General features: G+C 28.4%; 15 protein-coding genes. 7 read left to right on the forward strand and 8 right to left on the reverse strand.

What is annotated here, in order from left to right; translation table 11 throughout:
- Positions 1 to 43 precede the first annotated feature (43 nt).
- Positions 44 to 568: a hypothetical protein gene (locus R3342_RS05245; RefSeq protein ID WP_318938673.1), complete on the reverse strand. Its 525-nt coding sequence runs from the start codon at positions 566 to 568 to the stop codon at positions 44 to 46.
- A 125-nt stretch (positions 569 to 693) separates the two neighbouring features.
- Between R3342_RS05245 and surE the strand changes: the two genes are divergently transcribed.
- The 3 genes from surE to lpxB are packed head-to-tail and all read left to right on the forward strand — an operon-like array spanning position 694 to position 2,879.
- On the forward strand, positions 694 to 1,485 hold the full coding sequence (gene surE, locus R3342_RS05250; protein ID WP_318938675.1) for a 5'/3'-nucleotidase SurE: 792 nt from the start codon (positions 694 to 696) through the stop codon (positions 1,483 to 1,485).
- Complete coding sequence (locus tag R3342_RS05255; RefSeq protein WP_318938677.1) at positions 1,482 to 1,766, forward strand: hypothetical protein; 285 nt, start codon at positions 1,482 to 1,484, stop codon at positions 1,764 to 1,766. The genes surE and R3342_RS05255 overlap by 4 nt, the downstream gene beginning before the upstream one ends.
- Before the next feature lie 9 nt (positions 1,767 to 1,775).
- Positions 1,776 to 2,879, forward strand: coding sequence for a lipid-A-disaccharide synthase (gene lpxB, locus R3342_RS05260; protein WP_318938679.1), 1,104 nt, complete (start codon positions 1,776 to 1,778; stop codon positions 2,877 to 2,879).
- A 57-nt stretch (positions 2,880 to 2,936) separates the two neighbouring features.
- Here lpxB and R3342_RS05265 read toward each other — a convergent pair whose 3' ends face one another.
- Positions 2,937 to 3,824 carry a hypothetical protein gene (locus R3342_RS05265; protein WP_318938681.1) on the reverse strand — a complete coding sequence of 296 codons (888 nt, stop codon included), beginning with the start codon at positions 3,822 to 3,824 and terminating at the stop codon, positions 2,937 to 2,939.
- A gap of 146 nt (positions 3,825 to 3,970) precedes the next feature.
- Here R3342_RS05265 and R3342_RS05270 point away from each other — a divergent pair, with 146 nt between their 5' ends.
- A complete protein-coding gene (locus R3342_RS05270; RefSeq protein ID WP_318938683.1) occupies positions 3,971 to 6,013 on the forward strand; it encodes a ComEC/Rec2 family competence protein in 2,043 nt (680 codons plus the stop codon).
- 5 nt (positions 6,014 to 6,018) lie between these two features.
- Here the strand turns inward: R3342_RS05270 and R3342_RS05275 are convergent, their stop codons facing one another.
- The 5 genes from R3342_RS05275 to R3342_RS05295 all read right to left on the reverse strand — a co-directional run bounded on the left by R3342_RS05275 (position 6,019) and on the right by R3342_RS05295 (position 14,053).
- On the reverse strand, positions 6,019 to 6,558 hold the full coding sequence (locus R3342_RS05275) for a thioredoxin family protein (protein WP_318938686.1): 540 nt from the start codon (positions 6,556 to 6,558) through the stop codon (positions 6,019 to 6,021).
- A 71-nt stretch (positions 6,559 to 6,629) separates the two neighbouring features.
- Positions 6,630 to 8,660, reverse strand: a complete 2,031-nt coding sequence (locus R3342_RS05280) for a peptide MFS transporter (protein WP_318938687.1) — start codon at positions 8,658 to 8,660, stop codon at positions 6,630 to 6,632.
- 69 nt (positions 8,661 to 8,729) lie between these two features.
- The gene (locus R3342_RS05285) at positions 8,730 to 10,289 is read right to left on the reverse strand and encodes an MFS transporter (RefSeq protein ID WP_318938689.1); all 1,560 of its coding nucleotides are present in this window, start codon (positions 10,287 to 10,289) and stop codon (positions 8,730 to 8,732) included.
- An 84-nt stretch (positions 10,290 to 10,373) separates the two neighbouring features.
- Positions 10,374 to 11,873 (reverse strand): peptide MFS transporter, encoded by a 1,500-nt coding sequence (locus tag R3342_RS05290; protein WP_318938691.1) that lies wholly within the window; start codon positions 11,871 to 11,873, stop codon positions 10,374 to 10,376.
- Positions 11,870 to 14,053: a S9 family peptidase gene (locus R3342_RS05295; RefSeq protein WP_318938692.1), complete on the reverse strand. Its 2,184-nt coding sequence runs from the start codon at positions 14,051 to 14,053 to the stop codon at positions 11,870 to 11,872. Before R3342_RS05295 ends, R3342_RS05290 begins: the two co-directional genes overlap by 4 nt.
- A gap of 151 nt (positions 14,054 to 14,204) precedes the next feature.
- Between R3342_RS05295 and R3342_RS05300 the strand changes: the two genes are divergently transcribed.
- From R3342_RS05300 to R3342_RS05310, 3 genes are read left to right on the forward strand one after another with little or no spacing between them, the layout of a single operon-like run.
- Positions 14,205 to 15,482 (forward strand): hydroxymethylglutaryl-CoA reductase, degradative, encoded by a 1,278-nt coding sequence (locus R3342_RS05300; protein WP_318938694.1) that lies wholly within the window; start codon positions 14,205 to 14,207, stop codon positions 15,480 to 15,482.
- Positions 15,482 to 16,411 carry a GYDIA family GHMP kinase gene (locus R3342_RS05305; RefSeq protein ID WP_318938696.1) on the forward strand — a complete coding sequence of 310 codons (930 nt, stop codon included), beginning with the start codon at positions 15,482 to 15,484 and terminating at the stop codon, positions 16,409 to 16,411. Before R3342_RS05300 ends, R3342_RS05305 begins: the two co-directional genes overlap by 1 nt.
- Positions 16,411 to 17,619 carry an NAD(P)/FAD-dependent oxidoreductase gene (locus tag R3342_RS05310; RefSeq protein WP_318938697.1) on the forward strand — a complete coding sequence of 403 codons (1,209 nt, stop codon included), beginning with the start codon at positions 16,411 to 16,413 and terminating at the stop codon, positions 17,617 to 17,619. The genes R3342_RS05305 and R3342_RS05310 overlap by 1 nt, the downstream gene beginning before the upstream one ends.
- Here R3342_RS05310 and R3342_RS05315 read toward each other — a convergent pair.
- A complete protein-coding gene (locus R3342_RS05315; RefSeq protein WP_318938698.1) occupies positions 17,616 to 17,849 on the reverse strand; it encodes a hypothetical protein in 234 nt (77 codons plus the stop codon). The genes R3342_RS05310 and R3342_RS05315 overlap by 4 nt on opposite strands.

Here is a 17,849-nt window from a genome sequence, read left to right on the forward strand (position 1 = left end):
TTATTTAATTCACTAAAATAATGCCAATAATTTGATTAGGCATTCAATTTAACTTTTTTTTATAAATTCCTTTAAAGGCGTTTGCTGTTTTTTCTCCTTTTTCATTAAAAATATCCCATTGTTGCGTAACAGAACCATCTTTATTTTTTTTCCATGAAATCTGGTTATAGTAATTACCTTTTGAGCTTTTTACTAATTTGCTTTTAAGTACCATAACTCCATTTTTGTCTATGTTTCCTTCTAAATTAATGATATTACCAGTATTACTTATCCAAACTTGATGCCATAAATTATCTGCTTTATCATAATAATTATAACTGGTTCCTGTATTTTTATTATTGGTGGCTATCCAATTTTCTTGCAAACCACAACCAAGTTTTATTTTTCTAACTTTATTGCTCCCAATTAGTTCTCCTTTTGGGTTATATACGTTCCAATTTCCTTCCCAAAAATTGAATGCTTTATAGTTTTTTGAGCAACAATTACAATCTTCTGTTTTATTTTGAGAAATTACTACAGTTGAAAAAGTAAGTAAAAAAAGTGTTATTATTTTAGTAAGTATATTCAAAAGTAGTAGTATTTAGTGTTACAATATTAGTCAAATAAACTATTCAAAAATCTTTACAAAATGTTAAAGTTTAATTGAAATAAACCCAATAAAATAGATTAGTTTTGTTATTTAAATTTATGATAATGGATAAGAGACCCTTAATTTTAGTTACTAATGATGACGGAGTAACAGCTCCTGGTTTGCGAGCTTTAATTTCTGTTATGAATGAAATTGGAGAAGTAGTTGTAATAGCTCCTGATGGCCCGCAAAGTGGTATGGGACATGCAGTTACTATTAATGAAACTTTATATTGCGATGAAATTAAAATTGATGATGGACCGCAAACTGAATACAAATCATCTGGAACGCCAGTTGATTGTGTTAAGTTAGCAGTAAGTGAAGTATTAGATAGAAGACCCAATTTATGTGTTTCTGGTATTAACCATGGTTCAAATTCATCTATTAATGTTATTTATTCAGGGACTATGAGTGCTGCAGTAGAGGCTGGAGTAGAAGGTATACCAGCTATTGGTTTTTCATTATTAGATTACTCATGGAATGCAAATTTTGAACCTTTAAAAAAGTATATAAAGCAATTGGCATTAAATGTATTGGAAAATGGATTACCAGATGGGGTAGTTTTAAATGTTAATTTCCCTAAAATGAATTCATTTAAAGGAATAAAAGTATGTAGGCAAGCTCGTGCAAATTGGGTTGAAGAATTTGATAAACGTATTAATCCTGGAGGAAAGATATATTATTGGTTAACTGGTAAATTTGTAAATATGGATAAAGGAGAAGATACTGATGAGTGGGCATTAGCAAATGGATACATTTCCTTAGTTCCTGTACAATTTGATTTAACTGCTTACCATGTTATAAACGAGCTTAATAACTGGAAATTAAATAACTTTCATACCAATAATAAAAAGTGAAAAAGGAAATTCTAATAGGATTTTTTACGGCTCTTATAGCTACTTTTTTTGGATGCTATTTGTTTATAGAATATTTTTCAAATAAAGGATTTTATGAAACAATTCGGCTTATAGTTGAAGGAAACTTACAAGGAAAAGTATTAGTTTTAGGTGCTATTGCTAATTTTTTTGTGTTTTTTATCTTTCTAAAAAAGAAGCAAATTTATAGAGCTAGAGGTGTTTTATTAGAAACTTTTTTAATCGCTTTTATCGTTTTATTATTAACTTTATTTGCTAAATAAATTGTGGGTATGAGGTATTATATTATAGCTGGCGAAGCATCTGGAGATTTACACGGCTCTAATTTAATGAAAGCAATGTTTGAGATAAATCCAGAAACTAACATTAGGTTTTGGGGTGGAGATTTAATGCAAAAAGTTGGAGGAACTTTAGTAAAACATTATAAAGATTTAGCTTTTATGGGTTTTGCAGAAGTTTTAATGAATATTAGAACTATTTTTAAAAACATTTCTTTTTGTAAAGAGGATATTTTACAATTTAAACCTGATGCTTTAATTTTAATTGATTATCCAGGATTTAATATGAGGATTGCAGATTTTGCAAAAAAAAATGGAATTAAAGTTTACTATTATATTTCGCCCCAAATTTGGGCATGGAAAGAAAATAGAATAAAAAAAATAAAACGTGATGTAGATGAAATGTTTGTAATTCTTCCTTTTGAAAAAGATTTTTACGAACAAAAACACCATTTTCCAGTTAAATTTGTTGGACATCCACTTATTGATGCAATAGCTAATAGAACTCAGGTAGATGAAGTTTCTTTTAAAAAAGAATATGGGTTATCTCAAAAACCAATTATTGCTTTATTACCTGGAAGCAGGAAACAAGAAATAAAAAAAATGCTTTCTATTATGCTTAAAATGGCTCCTAAATTTGAGAATTATCAATTTGTAATTGCCGGAGCACCAAGTCAAAATTATAGTTTTTATAAACCGTTTTTAAAAAGCAGTAATGTTAAATTTTTGAGTAATAAAACGTATGATTTATTATCTATTTCATACGCGGCAATAGTTACTTCGGGTACAGCTACTTTAGAAACCGCTTTGTTTAAAGTTCCTGAAATTGTTTGTTATAAAACAAGCTGGATTTCTTATCAAATAGGAAAACAGTTAGTAAAACTAAAGTTTATTTCATTGGTGAATTTAATAATGGATAAAGAAGTTGTAACCGAATTAATTCAAGATGATTTTAATGAAAAAAAATTGGAAAAAGAACTCACATTATTACTTGACGATTATAAACGCGCAGTTTTATTTTTAGACTATTATGATTTAGAACAGAAACTAGGCGGCAAAGGAGCCTCTAAAAAAGTAGCCAAATATATAACAGCATAAAAAAACTTTTGGAATACTTAAATTCCAAAAGTTCTTCAATATTTGTTAGTAAAGTAATTATTTGCAAACAGCTTCTAAAGTGTCTTCAATATCACCAGGAGTACTCATAATTTTCATAAAAGTTCCCATAGATAATTCAGGCCAACTTAAAGCTAATCTGTATTTTCCGTGTAGCATGGTTACTGTTTTTCCTTGTAAAATTATTTCATAAGGCATAGCAGCAATATTTTCTTCTCCTATTTTTGGTAAAAAATAAGATTCTCCATCTTCTTTACTTTGTAAACCAATTCCAAAAACAGCTACTTTTTCTTTAGGATATATAACTTTGTAAACTAAAACTGTATTTGATTTGTGATTTTTTAAATTATTTTCGATAATTTTTAAACCCTCTTCAAATGAAGAATATTCGTTTAGTTCTACAGGATCTGTAAAATAAGGCATCATTATTTTATAATGATATTTTTTAATTTTATTTGCAGCTATTGTACCTCCAAATGGTTTAAATTCATTTCCTAAAGTAGCTAATGCGGTTTTTACATCTGCACTAAATTTTTGAAAAACACTTTTAAAAGTAACGTAATTATTTTGCATATAAGCACGTAAAAAATAATCAGGGTTTGTATATGAAATAGTTATTTTTCCATCTTTTTCTACTAAACCTACTTTAAAAGCAGCTCCAAGTGCGCCTCTATCACTTACTTTAACTACCGTATTTTTTAAATCTGTACTAGTAAATACAATTACTTGTAAGTTGTTTTTATTTTCAGGATTATATTTTCCTAAAATTGTAAATGAATTGTTTTGTAAAGCATTAATTACTGCTTCAGACGTTTGTTGCATAGAATTTGTAGTTTCTCCAACCTTTATATAAGGAGCTATATCTTGTGCAAAAACACTTAAACTGAATAAAATAATTGTAATACTGCTGAAAATTAGTTTCTTCATGATTTTTAAATTTTTTTAACAGCTCAAAGTTACTTTATATTGAACATCTTAATTATGATTTAAATCACGTTTATAAAAAACGAATATTTCATTAAATTATCTAATTAAAACGTTGGGTAAATTATTTTTTGTAGCTTTATCGTGCTATGATTAAGTTTTTAAAGTTTGTTCCTGTACAACTTACTTTTTTTCTGATTTTCGGAATTTTAGTTGGAAAGCACTTCCCATTTTCTGTAGATTTTGTTGCTGAAATTTTATTGTTTTTAATTCTTCTTTTTGGAATAGTTTATTATTCATCAAAAAATAAGATTTCAACCATTTCTTTTGCTTTTCTATTTTTTGCAATTACTATTTTTATTGGAATTGCTAGTATTACTTTTCAAAAAGATAAGAATAAAACTAATTATTTTGGAAACGTATTTGAATTTTCAAAGAGTAGTAATCCAACAGCCTATTTACAGATAACAAAAACATTAAAAGATACCAAGTATTACAATAAATTTGAAGCAGCAGTAATTCAGTTAAATAAAACTAAAACTTCGGGTAAAATTTTAGTAAATATCCAAAAGGATAGTATTAATAATACATTAGAGTTGGATGATGTTTTATTAACTAAGGTTAAATTTAAAGCTATTCTAAAACCTAAAAACCCATACACTTTTAACTATAAAAAATATTTAGAGAATAAACAGATTTTTTACCAGTTAACTCTTTCAAAAAAACAATATAAAAAATTACCTAAACAAAGAATTACTTTAAATGGATTTGCCTTTTTTATTAGAAAAGAAATTAATAAATCGTTGCAAAAAAATGGATTTAAAAATGAGGTGTTAGCGGTAATAAATGCTTTATTGTTAGGTCAACGGAATTTTGTATCTAGCGATTTATTAAAAAGCTATGCAGGTGCAGGAGCAATTCACATTTTAGCCGTTTCAGGATTGCATATTGGTATTTTATTGTGGCTATTAACATGGTTGTTTAAACCTTTACATTATTTAAAAAATGGAAAAACAATTGCTTTAATTTCAGTAGTAATTTTATTATGGATGTATGCTGTTATTGCAGGCTTATCAGCATCTGTGGTTAGAGCCGTTGCAATGTTTACTGCTATAGCTATAAGCTTAAACGTAAATCGACTTTCTAATATTTACAATGCTTTGGTAATATCTATGTTTTTTTTATTGCTTTTTCATCCTTTCTATTTATTTGATGTAGGATTTCAACTAAGTTACTTAGCTGTTTTTTCTATTGTATGGATACAACCCAAATTAGTTGATTTAATTAAACCTTCATATTGGATTCTAAATAAATTATGGCAACTATTTACGGTTTCTATTGCTGCTCAAATAGGAATATTACCATTGAGTATTTATTATTTTCATCAATTTCCGGGTTTGTTTTTTGTGGCAAATTTGATAATTATTCCTTTTTTAGGAATAATTTTAATTGCAGGTATAATTGTAATTCTTCTTTCAATATTTAATATTTTACCAAACTTTATAGCCGAGATATACAATTTCATTATCAATTTTATGAACGAAATTGTTGCGTTTATTGCAAATCAACATCAATTTTTAATTCAAAATATTTCTATAACTTTTTGGATGATGATTGCCGTTTATATTTTTATTTTAGTTTTTTTTAAATTTTTTGAAAAGCAAAATTTTAAAAGAGTTGTATTAGTTTTAAGTAGTATTATTTTAATACAATCTATTTTTATTTTTCAGAAATATAAACTGCAAACCACTAACGAACTAATTGTATTTAATAAAACAAAAGTTTCAATAATTGGAATTAGAAGTGGTGAAGATTTTAAAATTTATACATCTAATAACAAAATAGATAAGTATTCTGAGCCTATAAAATCCTATTTAATAGGAAATGGAATTTATAATGTTGTAATTTCTAATCAACAAAGAAAACTATTAGCATTTAATAAAATTAATTTTTTAAGAATTGATAGTTTAAGTTTGTATCCAGTAAAATTGAAAAAGCCAGTTGCAATTATATTACAAAAGTCACCTAAAATTAACTTGGAGAGATTATTAAAAACAATGCATCCAACATTAATAATTGCTGATGGATCAAATTTTAAAAGTTATATGGTAAATTGGAAAAATACATGTATAAAAAATAAAACTCCTTTTTACAGTACTATGCAAAAAGGAGCTTATAAAATAGTAGATTAAAAAAATTAATCTTTAAAACTAGAAGTAAAATTAGAAGAATATTTCTCAAAATCTTCTTTAGTTTTTATGTTTTTATAATCGTCGTTTTTAAATATTTTCAAAAAAAGTTCTAATTGTTTTGGTGTTTTATAACCAACCAAAGGTCCAATAAAATCTGATTTTTCATCTAAAAAAAGAATGGTAGGATATGCTCTTACACCATAATATCCGGCTAATTCATGCGAACTATTACGTCCTTTTTTATTTGGGTCAAAATTTGGATTACCAAACGTTTTTCCTTTAAAGCTAATTTGTTCATTACCTTCGGCATTAAATTTTACTGCGTAGTAATTTTTATTAACATAAGCTACCACATCAGGATTATGGAAAGTATTTCTATCCAACATTTTACATGGTCCACACCAAGTGGTAAAAGCATCTATCATTATTTTTTTAGGATTTTTTTGTTGAGCAGCAATAGCCTGTTCAAAGGTCATCCAATTAATTTCTTGAGCACTTATAGTTAAGCTACTTACAAATGCTATGAATAAAATTATTTTTTTCATTAATTAAATTTTAAATATTTTAAAGTTATGTCGCAATAATGTTGCCAAAATTACAGATTATTTATAATTAATTATTTAACTCCGTGCATTAATTTTTTTAAGACAGGAGTTAATGCTAACGCAATAACACCAATAATTATTGGTACAAATGTAAAAATTAAAAAGAAAGTTGAAATATCATATTTAGCGGTTACATCATCAATCATAGCTCCCATTTTACCCGAGGTTTTATTTCCTATTGCTAAAGCTAAATACCAAACACCAAACATAAAAGCAATCATTCTGGCAGGAACTAATTTACTAACATAGGATAATCCAACTGGAGAAACGCAGAGTTCTCCTAATGTATGGAATAAATAAGCTAAAATTAACCAGACCATACTTATAGAGGCTGTTTTAGCTCCTTGTGGTATTCCTGAAGCTCCAAAAGCTAAAAATGCAAACCCGATTCCTAAAAAGAAAAGCCCAATAGCATATTTGGAAGCAGGATTTGGATTGTATTTACTTTCCCACCATTTAGAAAATAAAGGTGCAAAAACAATAATAAATAATGAGTTTAAAATTAAAAACCAAGTTGCAGGAATTTGAATCTCGTTTTCGCGTTTTTTTACAATAGTTGCTTGTATTTTAGTATCTATTAATTCTGCTTTCTCTGGAGTTAAATACTTAAAATTAGTTCCTTTTTTATCGATGTCGATAATAGAAATTTTATCATTTTTAAGATATTCTAAAGAGGAACGAATTACCGTGTTTTTAGTAATTATTTCTGCATTTTCAGGAACTTTAGTAGTGCTAGTAATTACATAATTTTTTTTAGTGATTTCTCCATTCGGATTAGATTGTGCTATTTGATAGGTAGGATAAGAAATTTCATAAGAATAAGTAGTGAAATTTCTATTAATTTTCCAAATAACTAATCCCCAAATTATTAGAAAGCTAAAGCCTAAAATTAGATTAGAAACAAAATATTTTTTAAAAGTTTGTCTAAAAAGCAGGAATAAAACCCAAGTAATAATTGCGATTGGAACCACCGTAATAATTACATCAACAATGTTAAAAATGAATGCAGCATTACCAGATAAAACTCTATTTGTATAATCTTTTGCAAAAATACTCATAGAGCCTCCAGCTTGTTCAAATGAAGCCCAAAAAAATATAATAAATGAAGCAAAAATTACTACAGCAATCATTTTATCACGGGTAATTTTACTGTATCGTACAATTCTTGACACGAGTAAAAATAAGAAAATTACAAGGGTGATGGAAATAACATAACCTGCATAATCTGTATTATGAAAACTAAGTAAGTTGTAATCTATAATTTTAGATAAAGGATCGTTTATAATCCAAGTAAGCCCTAAAACAGCTACTATAACTATAAGTATTTTATCTAAAGTAGTAAATGGATTTAATTTATCTTCAATTTCAATATGATCATCAGTTTCAATGGTTTTGTTTTCTTTGTTTGGTTTTTTTCCAACTTCTCCAAAAATTCCGTGAGCCATTGTAAATTGTAATAATCCAAGCAGCATAAAAATGCCAGCCAAACCAAAGCCCCAGCTCCAACCTAGTTCTTCTCCCAAATAACCACATAACATAATTCCTAAAAAAGCGCCTGCATTAACACCCATATAAAAAATTGTGTATGCTCCATCTTTTTTTTCTGGAAAATCTTTATATAAAATAGAAATAAAAGAACTCATATTTGGTTTAAAAAAACCAGTACCAATAACTAATAAAAATAGTCCCAAATACAAGAAAAAAGGACTAGATTCTATAGCCATACTAGCATGCCCAAAAGTCATAATTAAAGCTCCAATAATAATAGCTTTTCTATTTCCTAAGTATTTATCTGCTAATGTTCCACCTATTATAGGCGTTAAATATAGTAAGGCTAAATATGTTCCGTAAAGAGCTAAAGCATTTTCACGTGGCCAATTCCAACCACCTAACCCTAAAGCACTAACTAAAAAAAGTACTAACAAGGCACGCATTCCATAAAATGAAAAGCGTTCCCACATTTCTGTAAAAAATAACACAAAAAGCCCAGCAGGATGACCTAAAACTTGTGTTTTGAAAAATTCGTTTGAAGATTTATTCATAGATTTTTAATTATAGATAAATAAACACAAACCTCTTTTTTCATAGAAAAAAGAGGTTTGTGTTTAAGATTAAGCATTTTTCTTTTTCTTTCTTGCATAAATTTTATCATAAAATAAAAGCGATAGAAATGTAAGTACTCCTAATCCAACAAAAATATATAATATTTGATTTGGATGATATGTGTCCCATAAATGAGTAGTTAAATTGTTTGAAGTCATATGTAACTTTTCAGCAACTTGATCTATATATGCATTTTTAGTAATATCTGCATTTACATTTTTAATGACATTACCAGCTTTATCTACTACTTTAAATCCTGTTTTAGTATAATGAACTAAATGATCATTTTTATCTAAAATTTCTATTCCTTTTGAAATTGCTTCATTTTGCGCTAACGTAATTTTAGAAGAAATTTTACCATAAACACTTCCTGAAATCCAGCCAGCAATAACATTACCTACAAATACAGGTAAAAAATAGGTTCCTTGGTATAGCGCTTCTTTACCCTTCGGAGAAATTTCGGCAATATAAGCTGAAAACTTAGGATTAGTAGTCATTTCACCAATAGCAAAAACAATAATTCCAAGAATTATAAAAAGACCATCTCTAAAATAGAATGCTAATCCAATACCAATAGTTACAATTACTAAACCAGTTATCATTGCATTTATAGATCTCCATTTAATAACAATGTATGAAATTAAGATTTGAAAGAAAATAATAGCAAAAGCATCTAAATTTACTAACAATTCAGGTTTAGCAATTTTTTCGGTACTATCGCCAATAACTGAAGCTAAAAAAGGGGAAAATCCATGAATGGAATTAAATAAAGATTTAACATCAACCCAATCTTGAATGTATTTTGGTAGGGTATAAAATAATTGATTGAATAAGGTCCAAAAACCAATCATTATTAGTAATAATACAGTCAATTTTGCATCTTTTAATGCTTTCCATATATTTAGGAATGATTGTTTTATAGTGTCTAAAAGTGGTTGTTTTGCTTCTTTTTCCTTAGCAGGGTCTTTATAGAAAAAAGTTACAAAAATTAAATTGATTAAAATAACTGCAGTTGCCATTTTAAAAGCAATAACCCAGTTGGTTTCTCCTCTAAGTTTCCCAACAACAAATGGCCCAATCCAACCACCTACATTAACCATCATATAAAAAATACCAAATCCCATAGATACATTAGTAGAATTGGTAGAGCGAGCAACAATTCCAGAAGCAACTGGTTTAAACATAGCTGCACCAAGCCCTAAATACATAAATACCGCAAAAAATGCCCAATAGGATTGTACAAAATTTAAGGTAAGATATCCTGAAGCTAAAATTACAAAAGCAATTATTAAACTTTTTCTATAGCCAATTTTATCAGCAATAGCTCCTGTGATTATAGGTAAAAAATAAAGTGTACCAGTTACTACACCAATAATTAAACCACCTTGATCATCGGTAAAACCAAGCCCATTGATATCTTTTGAAGCCACTAAATACATGGCTAAAATAGCAAACATTCCATACCAAGCAAACCGTTCAAAAAGTTCAAAGAAACTAGCTTTCCAAAAAGTGCTAGAAAATGATTTCATTAATTCTATAAAACCTAAATCTTTTTTTTCTGTACTCATTTTATTTATTTTAGATAATAAATAAGCTCAGCTAATTATTTAACTGAGCTTTTTAATATTAATATTAATTATGTATTAATCATATTAGTGAATTCCTTTCATTGCTTTATTTAATAAAGGAGAAATTAGTACGGTTATAACTCCAATAATAATCATTACCCACATTATAAATGGATATAATGGATAATCAAACCTTTTAAGGATGCTTTCTAGCATTCCTGCCATAAAGTTCCCAGCAGCAAAACTTGCCATCCATAATCCCATAACTACGGAAACTAATTTAGTAGGTGCTAATTTGGTAACCATAGATAATCCAATAGGAGATAGCATTAATTCTCCTAAAGTTAGTAGAACATAAACTGATACTAACCACCAAGGCGACACTTTTATACCAGTATCCGCAAGTCCTTGAGCTTGTGTCATTACAAAAAAGGCAATTGCACCTAAGAAAAAGCCTAGTGCAAATTTTATTGGTGTTCTTGGATTCCATCCTTTTTTATCTAACCATATCCACATAATAGAAAATAGAGAGGCAAATAATAAAATAGCAAAGGAATTTACATTTTGAAACCAAGTAGCTGGCATTTCCCAACCAAATATCATTCTATCTGTGTTATTTTTTGCAAATAAACTAAATGTACCACCAGCTTGTTCAAAGCCCGCCCAAAATACAATATTAAAAACAGCCAATACAATAATTACTGCCATTCTACTCCATTCATCAGCTCCTTTTGTTCCTTTACCAATAGAAAAAGCTAAGCCTAAAATAATGGCTCCAAAAATGCCATAAGTGATAATTGTTTTTGCAATTTCAGGAATTAAACCCCAAGAAAACATTAAAACATAAGTAGTTACAATTAAACCAATCATCCAAATAAAAATAGTTACCCAATCTTTACTGTCTAATACTGTTTTCTCTTCAGGAGTGTTTGGAGGTAATCCATAATGTTCTAATGTGTTTTCTCTCATTTTAAGCCAAAGTACACCTAAAATCATACCAATACCAGCAGCTAAAAACCCATAACCCCATTCAACATCTTCTCCTAATCCACCGGCAATAAAAGTTCCTAAAATTGCACCTAAGTTGATTCCTAAATAAAAGATGTTAAAAGCAGAATCTTTCATTGGATCGTTATTATTGTAAAAGTCACCAACCACAGTAGAAATATTTGGTTTAAAGAACCCATTTCCAATAATAAGCACACCCAAACCAAAATTGAATAAGAATTGACGACTATCAGAAGTTGTTTGAGTAGTTTCGTATAGTAAAGCACTTGAAGCCAATAAAAATTGACCAACAGCCATAACTAAACCACCAATATAAACGGTTTTTCTTTGCCCAAAAAATTTATCAGATACCCAACCTCCTAGAATTGGAGTTAAATAAACTAAACCAGTAAAAATTGCGTACACTTCAAGAGCAGACTCTCTATCTAAACCAAACCCTCCATTTACTAATTCTGCTGTAAGATAAAGTGTTAATAAGGCACGCATTCCATAGTAGCTAAATCGTTCCCACATTTCTGTTGCAAACAACGTATATAGCCCTTTAGGATGTGATTTTCTAAATGGTATTTCTTTCATAATTTAATTGTTAATTGTTTATTTGTTTTTAAATTTTGCTCGATAAATTTAGTCATTTTATTATAAAGGTGTAATCGAGTATTTTTACCTCTATAAATTCCGTGTGTTCTATCTGGATAAATAGCTTCGTCAAAAGGTTTGTTAGCTTCAATTAAAGCATTTGAAAATCGCATAGAGTTTTGAAAATGAACATTATCATCGCCACTTCCATGCACTAATAATAATTTTCCTTTTAATTGATTCGCGAAATTTAATGGAGAATTATCATCGTAACCTGAGGGATTTTCTTGTGGTGTTTGCATATAACGTTCTGTATAAATAGAATCGTAAAAACGCCAACTAGTTACCGGAGCAACAGCAATTGCCATTTTAAATACATCATTTCCTTTTAAAATACAATTTGCAGACATAAAACCTCCATAGCTCCAACCCCAAATGCCTATTTCAGATGCATCAATAAAAGGTTTTTTACCTAATTCTTTAGCTGCTTCAATTTGATCTTGAACTTCGTATTTGCCTAATTCTTTATAAGTAACTTTTTTAAAATCTCTTCCTTTAAAACCTGTTCCTCTTCCGTCAACACAAACTATTACGTATCCTTTTTCAGCTAATAATTCGTACCAATAGTCATTATAACTATTCCAGCTGTTACTTACAGATTGTGATCCAGGACCAGAATACTGGGTCATAAATAAAGGATATTTATTTTTAGGATTAAAATTTGTAGGTTTTATCATCCAAGCATTAAAGTTACCATTTGGTGTTTTTAATGTGAAAAATTCTTTTGGAGAAAGTTGGTAATCTTTTAATTTGTTTGCTAGTGCATTATTATTTAAAACTTCTTTAAGTTTTTTTCCGTTTTCACTATATAAAGTATAAATAGGTGGTGTAGAAGCACTTGAAAACGTGTTTATAAAATAGTGTTTGTTTTTACTAAAAGAAGCATCGTTTGTTCCGGTGTTAGCACTTAATAAGGTTTTATTTTTACCGTTCAATTTTATGGAATAAACAGTTCTATTTATAGATCCATTTTCTGTGGATTGGTAAAATACTGTTTTTAAATTTTCATCAACGCCATAAAAATCAGTTACCTCCCAGTTCCCTTTGGTAACTTGATTAATTAATTTACCATTTTTTGAGTAATAGTAAATATGATTAAATCCATCTTTTTCACTTGTCCAAATAAAACTATTATCTTTTAAAAACGTTAAATTATCCGTAACGTCAACATAAGCAGGATCGGTTTCATTTAATATTATTTTAGTGGTGAAATCATTTGCATTAACTATATACAAGTTTAAATTATTTTGATGACGATTTAAAGTAGTAGCCGATAAAATATTAGCATCTTTAGTCCATTTGAATCTAGGAATATATTCGTAGTTTCCTAAATCTATTTTAGTGGATTTTTGGTTAGAAACATTATATAAATTAAGTGTTACTATTGAATTTTTTTCGCCAGCTTTTGGGTATTTAAAGACTTTTTGTGTTGGGTATAAAGTTTTGCCATAAATATCCATGGAAAAAGTAGGAACTTCACTTTCGTCAAATCTTAAATAAGCAATGTTTTTACTATCGTTACTCCATTTAAAAGCTCTAACAAATGCGAACTCTTCTTCGTAAACCCAATCACAAATACCATTTATAATGTTATTTTTTTTACCATCAAAAGTTATTTGTGTAGTGGTATTAGTTTCTAAATTTTTAATGTAAATATTATTGTTTTTTGCGTAGGCAATCTTTTTACTGTCAGGTGAAAAAGTAGGTTCTTGAATTTTATCTTTATCAATTAATTGTAAAGATTTAGAAGCAATATCATAAACGTAAAAAATTCCAAGTGTCGATCTTCTATAGATAGGTTCAATATCAACACCTAATATCAGTTTGGTTTCATTATTGTTAAAAGCATAGGTTTCAAAATATTTTAAATTATTTAAATTTTTGCTGTCTACAATAGTTCCAACTTTTTCTAAAGTTTCATAACTGTATTTATCTACAGAAGTACTTCTGGTTTCTCTATTAAAATTTAACAAGGTGTAAAAATCCCCATTCATGGAATTTAGTTCGTTCATTCGTTCTGTTCTAAACGAACCATTCCAAATTTCTTCTAAGGTAAAATCTTTTTTTTGTGCATTTGCTATAGAGGTTATAGCTATAAATAACAAGAGTATTTTTTTCATGAAATAAATGTGCTTAAAAATAAGTGTCAAGTTTAAGAAAAAAATAGCAAAGTAAGTATGAAATAATTCATAAAATAATTCATAAGTGTTATTATAGAACCATTTATTTTTATTGATTTATATTTGTTGCATTATAAATTTCAGGATAAAAATGGGGAAAAGTGTACATGGTTTTTCAAAGCTCTCTAAACATGAAAAAATAAATTGGTTAGTTACTACTTTTTTTAATGATGATGAAAAAATAAAAAAAGTAATTCAACAATATTGGAATACTAATAAAGTGCTTCAATATTTACATGACGATTTTATAGAAAACACCATTTCTAATTTTTACATTCCCTTTGCTATTGCGCCTAATTTTTTAATAAACGGTAAAGAGTATACTATTCCAATGACTATTGAAGAAAGTTCTGTAGTTGCAGCAGCATCATTAGTTGCTAAATTTTGGAGAACTCGTGGAGGTTTTAGCGCTAAGGTAATTTCTACTAAAAAAGTTGGACAAGTACATTTCATGTATAAAGGAAATAAAGAAGAACTCAAAAATTATTTCAATAGTAAAAAAGAAGACTTTTATAAAGTAACCGAAAATATTACTAAAAACATGCGAAAGCGTGGTGGAGGTATTTTAGATATAGAATTACGTGATAAAACTAAAGAATTAGCAAATTACTATCAAATCCATGTTACGTTTGAAACAATGGATAGTATGGGCGCTAATTTTATAAACTCTTGTTTAGAAGCTATTGCAAATGAGTTTAAAAAGCCAGATATTCAAATTGTAATGAGCATACTATCAAACTATGTTCCTGAATGTTTAGTACATGCCGAGGTTAGTTGCAAGGTTGAAGATTTATATGCAGAAAATTCAGAAGAGTTGGCACAAAAGTTTGTGCAAGCAGTTCAAATAGCTAATGCAGAACCTCACAGAGCGGTAACGCATAACAAAGGAATTATGAATGGTATTGATGCAGTTGTTATTGCTACAGGAAATGATTTTAGAGCCATTGAAGCTGGTGCTCATGCTTATGCTTCTCGAAGTGGAAAATATAAAAGTTTAACAAATGCTAGTATTGAAAATGGAATTTTTAAATTCTGGATTGAAATTCCATTGGCTCTAGGTACTGTTGGAGGGTTAACAAAATTACATCCATTATCAAAATTATCTTTAGAATTATTAGAAAATCCTTCAGCAAAAGAGTTGATGGAAATTATTGCAGTTGCAGGATTAGCACAAAATTTTGCAGCATTAAGAGCATTAACAACTACTGGAATTCAAAAAGGACATATGAAAATGCACTTAACTAATATTATTAAGCAATTAGGTGCAAGCGAAGAAGAAAAAGCTTTTTTAATTGATTATTTTGAGCATAAAACAGTAACCCATAATGCTGTGGTTGAAGCATACAAAAAGTTAGCGAAAGATAAATAATGAGCAAATTCTACAGTAACGGAAAATTACTATTAACAGGCGAATATTTTGTGCTTGAAGGCGCAAAAGCATTAGCTATACCAACAAAATTTGGACAAGATTTAGTAGTAACTCCAATTGAGGAGTCGCAATTAATATGGAATAGTTTTACAGAAGAAGGAGCTTGTTGGTTGGAGGCTATTTTTGATTTGCCAAAATTACGTTTAGTTAGCGCAACTTTTAATTCGGATAAAGAAGGAGGAAATGATAAAATTGCTGAAAATTTAAGGGAAATATTAGTTCAGGTTAAAAAACTAAATGCTTCTTTTTTAAATTCAAAAAAAGGATTTTTAGTAAAAACAAATCTTACATTTCCTCAAAATTGGGGATTAGGAACATCTTCAACATTAATAAATAATATTTCTAATTGGGCAAAAATAAACCCTTATCAATTATTAGAAACCACCTTTGGAGGAAGTGGCTACGATATTGCTTGTGCACAAAATAATACGCCAATTTTATATACTAAAAACAGAGTAAATCCTTTTGTTGAAAAGGTAAAGTTTAACCCTTCATTTAAAGAAAATTTATATTTTGTGTATTTAAATAAAAAACAAAATAGTAGAGAAGGTATTCAACGTTTTAAGCAATTAAAAGGAAATTTAACTTCAGAAATTAATCAAATTTCAAGTTTAACAGATGAATTCTTGACTTGTAAAAATCTAAATGATTTTGAAAAAATAGTGATAGCACATGAAGAAATAGTTTCAAAAACAATTCATTTAAAAACAATTCAGGACGAATTATTCTCTGATTATTTTGGGCAAACAAAAAGTTTAGGAGCTTGGGGAGGCGATTTTATTTTAGCTACAGGAAATGAAGCTACTCCAAATTATTTCAAACAAAAAGGATTTGAAATCGTAATTCCTTATAAAAAAATGGAATTATAATGAAGAGGTTTGTAATTATTGGAGGTGGAGCGGCAGGTTTTTTTGCCGCAATAAATGCTGCTGAGATGCATCCAAATTTGGAAGTAATTATTTTAGAAGGAAGCAATAAAGTTTTACAAAAAGTAAAAGTAAGTGGAGGAGGAAGATGTAATGTAACTCATGCTTGTTTTACGCCAAATGAGTTGGTAGAATTTTATCCGAGAGGTAAAAAGGAATTGCGAGGTTCATTTCATCAATTTATGACGGGAGATACTATGGAATGGTTTGAAAATAGAGGAGTTTCCTTAAAAATTGAAGACGATAATAGAGTATTTCCTCAAAGTAATTCTTCACAAACTATAATAGATTGTTTTTTAGAAAGTGCTAAAAATGCTGGAGTTATTTTAAAAACAAGTACTCGAGTTGATGCTATAAAAAAAATAGGCGAGAAGTTTATTATTAAAACAACTTCGGAAGAATTTACAGCAAATTATGTGTTGGTTGCTTCAGGAAGTAACACTAAAGTTTGGAATATGATGGAAGAGTTGGGTCATACCATTATAAAACCAGTTCCTTCACTGTTTACTTTTAATATTGAAGATGAAAGATTAAAAGAGATACCAGGAATTTCTGTTCCTAAAGCAACCGTAACTATTTTGAATTCAAAATTAACGGAACATGGTCCTTTATTAATTACACATTGGGGTTTAAGTGGTCCGGCAATTTTAAAGCTATCTGCTTGGGGAGCATTAGAATTATCTCAAAAAAAATATCAATTTCAAATTGAAGTGAATTGGTTATCCTTAAAATTTGAAGCTGTTTTAGAAAGGTTAAAATCAGCAAAGAAAAACCACGCTAAAAAGCAAGTAGTTTTGCATACGGTTTTTGAAGAAATTCCTAAAAGATTATGGCATAAATTAATACTTGCAGCAGTTATTTCTGAAAATGAACAATGGGCGCAATTAAGTAATAAACAGTTAGATAATTTAACAAATCAACTTACTAAAAGCGCATTTAATGTAACAGGGAAAAGCACTTTTAAAGATGAATTTGTAACAGCAGGAGGTATTAATTTAAAGGAAATTGATTTTAAACGTTTTGAAAGTAAACTACATAAAAATCTATTTTTTGCAGGTGAAGTGCTAAATATTGATGCAGTTACAGGCGGATTTAATTTTCAAAATGCTTGGACTGGAGCTTGGATTGTAGCCAATTCTGTAAATAATTAGGCTAATTCTCCTCTATGAGGTTTTAGAGCATCTCTATAAATTTTCATATCTATTTCATCAACAGTTATAAAAGCAATGGAATGTGTTTCGGAAAGTTGTTTAAAAGTACTTTCATAAAAATGTAACTTTTCTTTTAAAGCGAATTCTTTTAAATGAATAGATTGGTGTTCTGCAGTTTTTTGTGCATCTAATCCTCTAAAATCCCAAATTAATTTTAATTTTCTATTCAT

This window comes from Lutibacter sp., from assembly GCF_033723435.1.
Classification (GTDB): Bacteria; Bacteroidota; Bacteroidia; order Flavobacteriales; family Flavobacteriaceae; genus Lutibacter.

What these genes read in the sequence shown, in the direction of transcription:
- surE (WP_318938675.1), top strand. Translation starts at nt 694, where the DNA reads ATGGATAAGAGACCCTTAATTTTAGTTACTAATGATGACGGAGTAACA.
- lpxB (WP_318938679.1), top strand. Translation starts at nt 1,776, where the DNA reads ATGAGGTATTATATTATAGCTGGCGAAGCATCTGGAGATTTACACGGC.
- R3342_RS05265 (WP_318938681.1), bottom strand. Translation starts at nt 3,824, where the DNA reads ATGAAGAAACTAATTTTCAGCAGTATTACAATTATTTTATTCAGTTTA.
- R3342_RS05270 (WP_318938683.1), top strand. Translation starts at nt 3,971, where the DNA reads ATGATTAAGTTTTTAAAGTTTGTTCCTGTACAACTTACTTTTTTTCTG.
- R3342_RS05275 (WP_318938686.1), bottom strand. Translation starts at nt 6,558, where the DNA reads ATGAAAAAAATAATTTTATTCATAGCATTTGTAAGTAGCTTAACTATA.
- R3342_RS05280 (WP_318938687.1), bottom strand. Translation starts at nt 8,660, where the DNA reads ATGAATAAATCTTCAAACGAATTTTTCAAAACACAAGTTTTAGGTCAT.
- R3342_RS05285 (WP_318938689.1), bottom strand. Translation starts at nt 10,289, where the DNA reads ATGAGTACAGAAAAAAAAGATTTAGGTTTTATAGAATTAATGAAATCA.
- R3342_RS05290 (WP_318938691.1), bottom strand. Translation starts at nt 11,873, where the DNA reads ATGAAAGAAATACCATTTAGAAAATCACATCCTAAAGGGCTATATACG.
- R3342_RS05295 (WP_318938692.1), bottom strand. Translation starts at nt 14,053, where the DNA reads ATGAAAAAAATACTCTTGTTATTTATAGCTATAACCTCTATAGCAAAT.
- R3342_RS05300 (WP_318938694.1), top strand. Translation starts at nt 14,205, where the DNA reads ATGGGGAAAAGTGTACATGGTTTTTCAAAGCTCTCTAAACATGAAAAA.
- R3342_RS05305 (WP_318938696.1), top strand. Translation starts at nt 15,482, where the DNA reads ATGAGCAAATTCTACAGTAACGGAAAATTACTATTAACAGGCGAATAT.
- R3342_RS05310 (WP_318938697.1), top strand. Translation starts at nt 16,411, where the DNA reads ATGAAGAGGTTTGTAATTATTGGAGGTGGAGCGGCAGGTTTTTTTGCC.
- R3342_RS05315 (WP_318938698.1), bottom strand. Translation starts at nt 17,849, where the DNA reads ATGAATAGAAAATTAAAATTAATTTGGGATTTTAGAGGATTAGATGCA.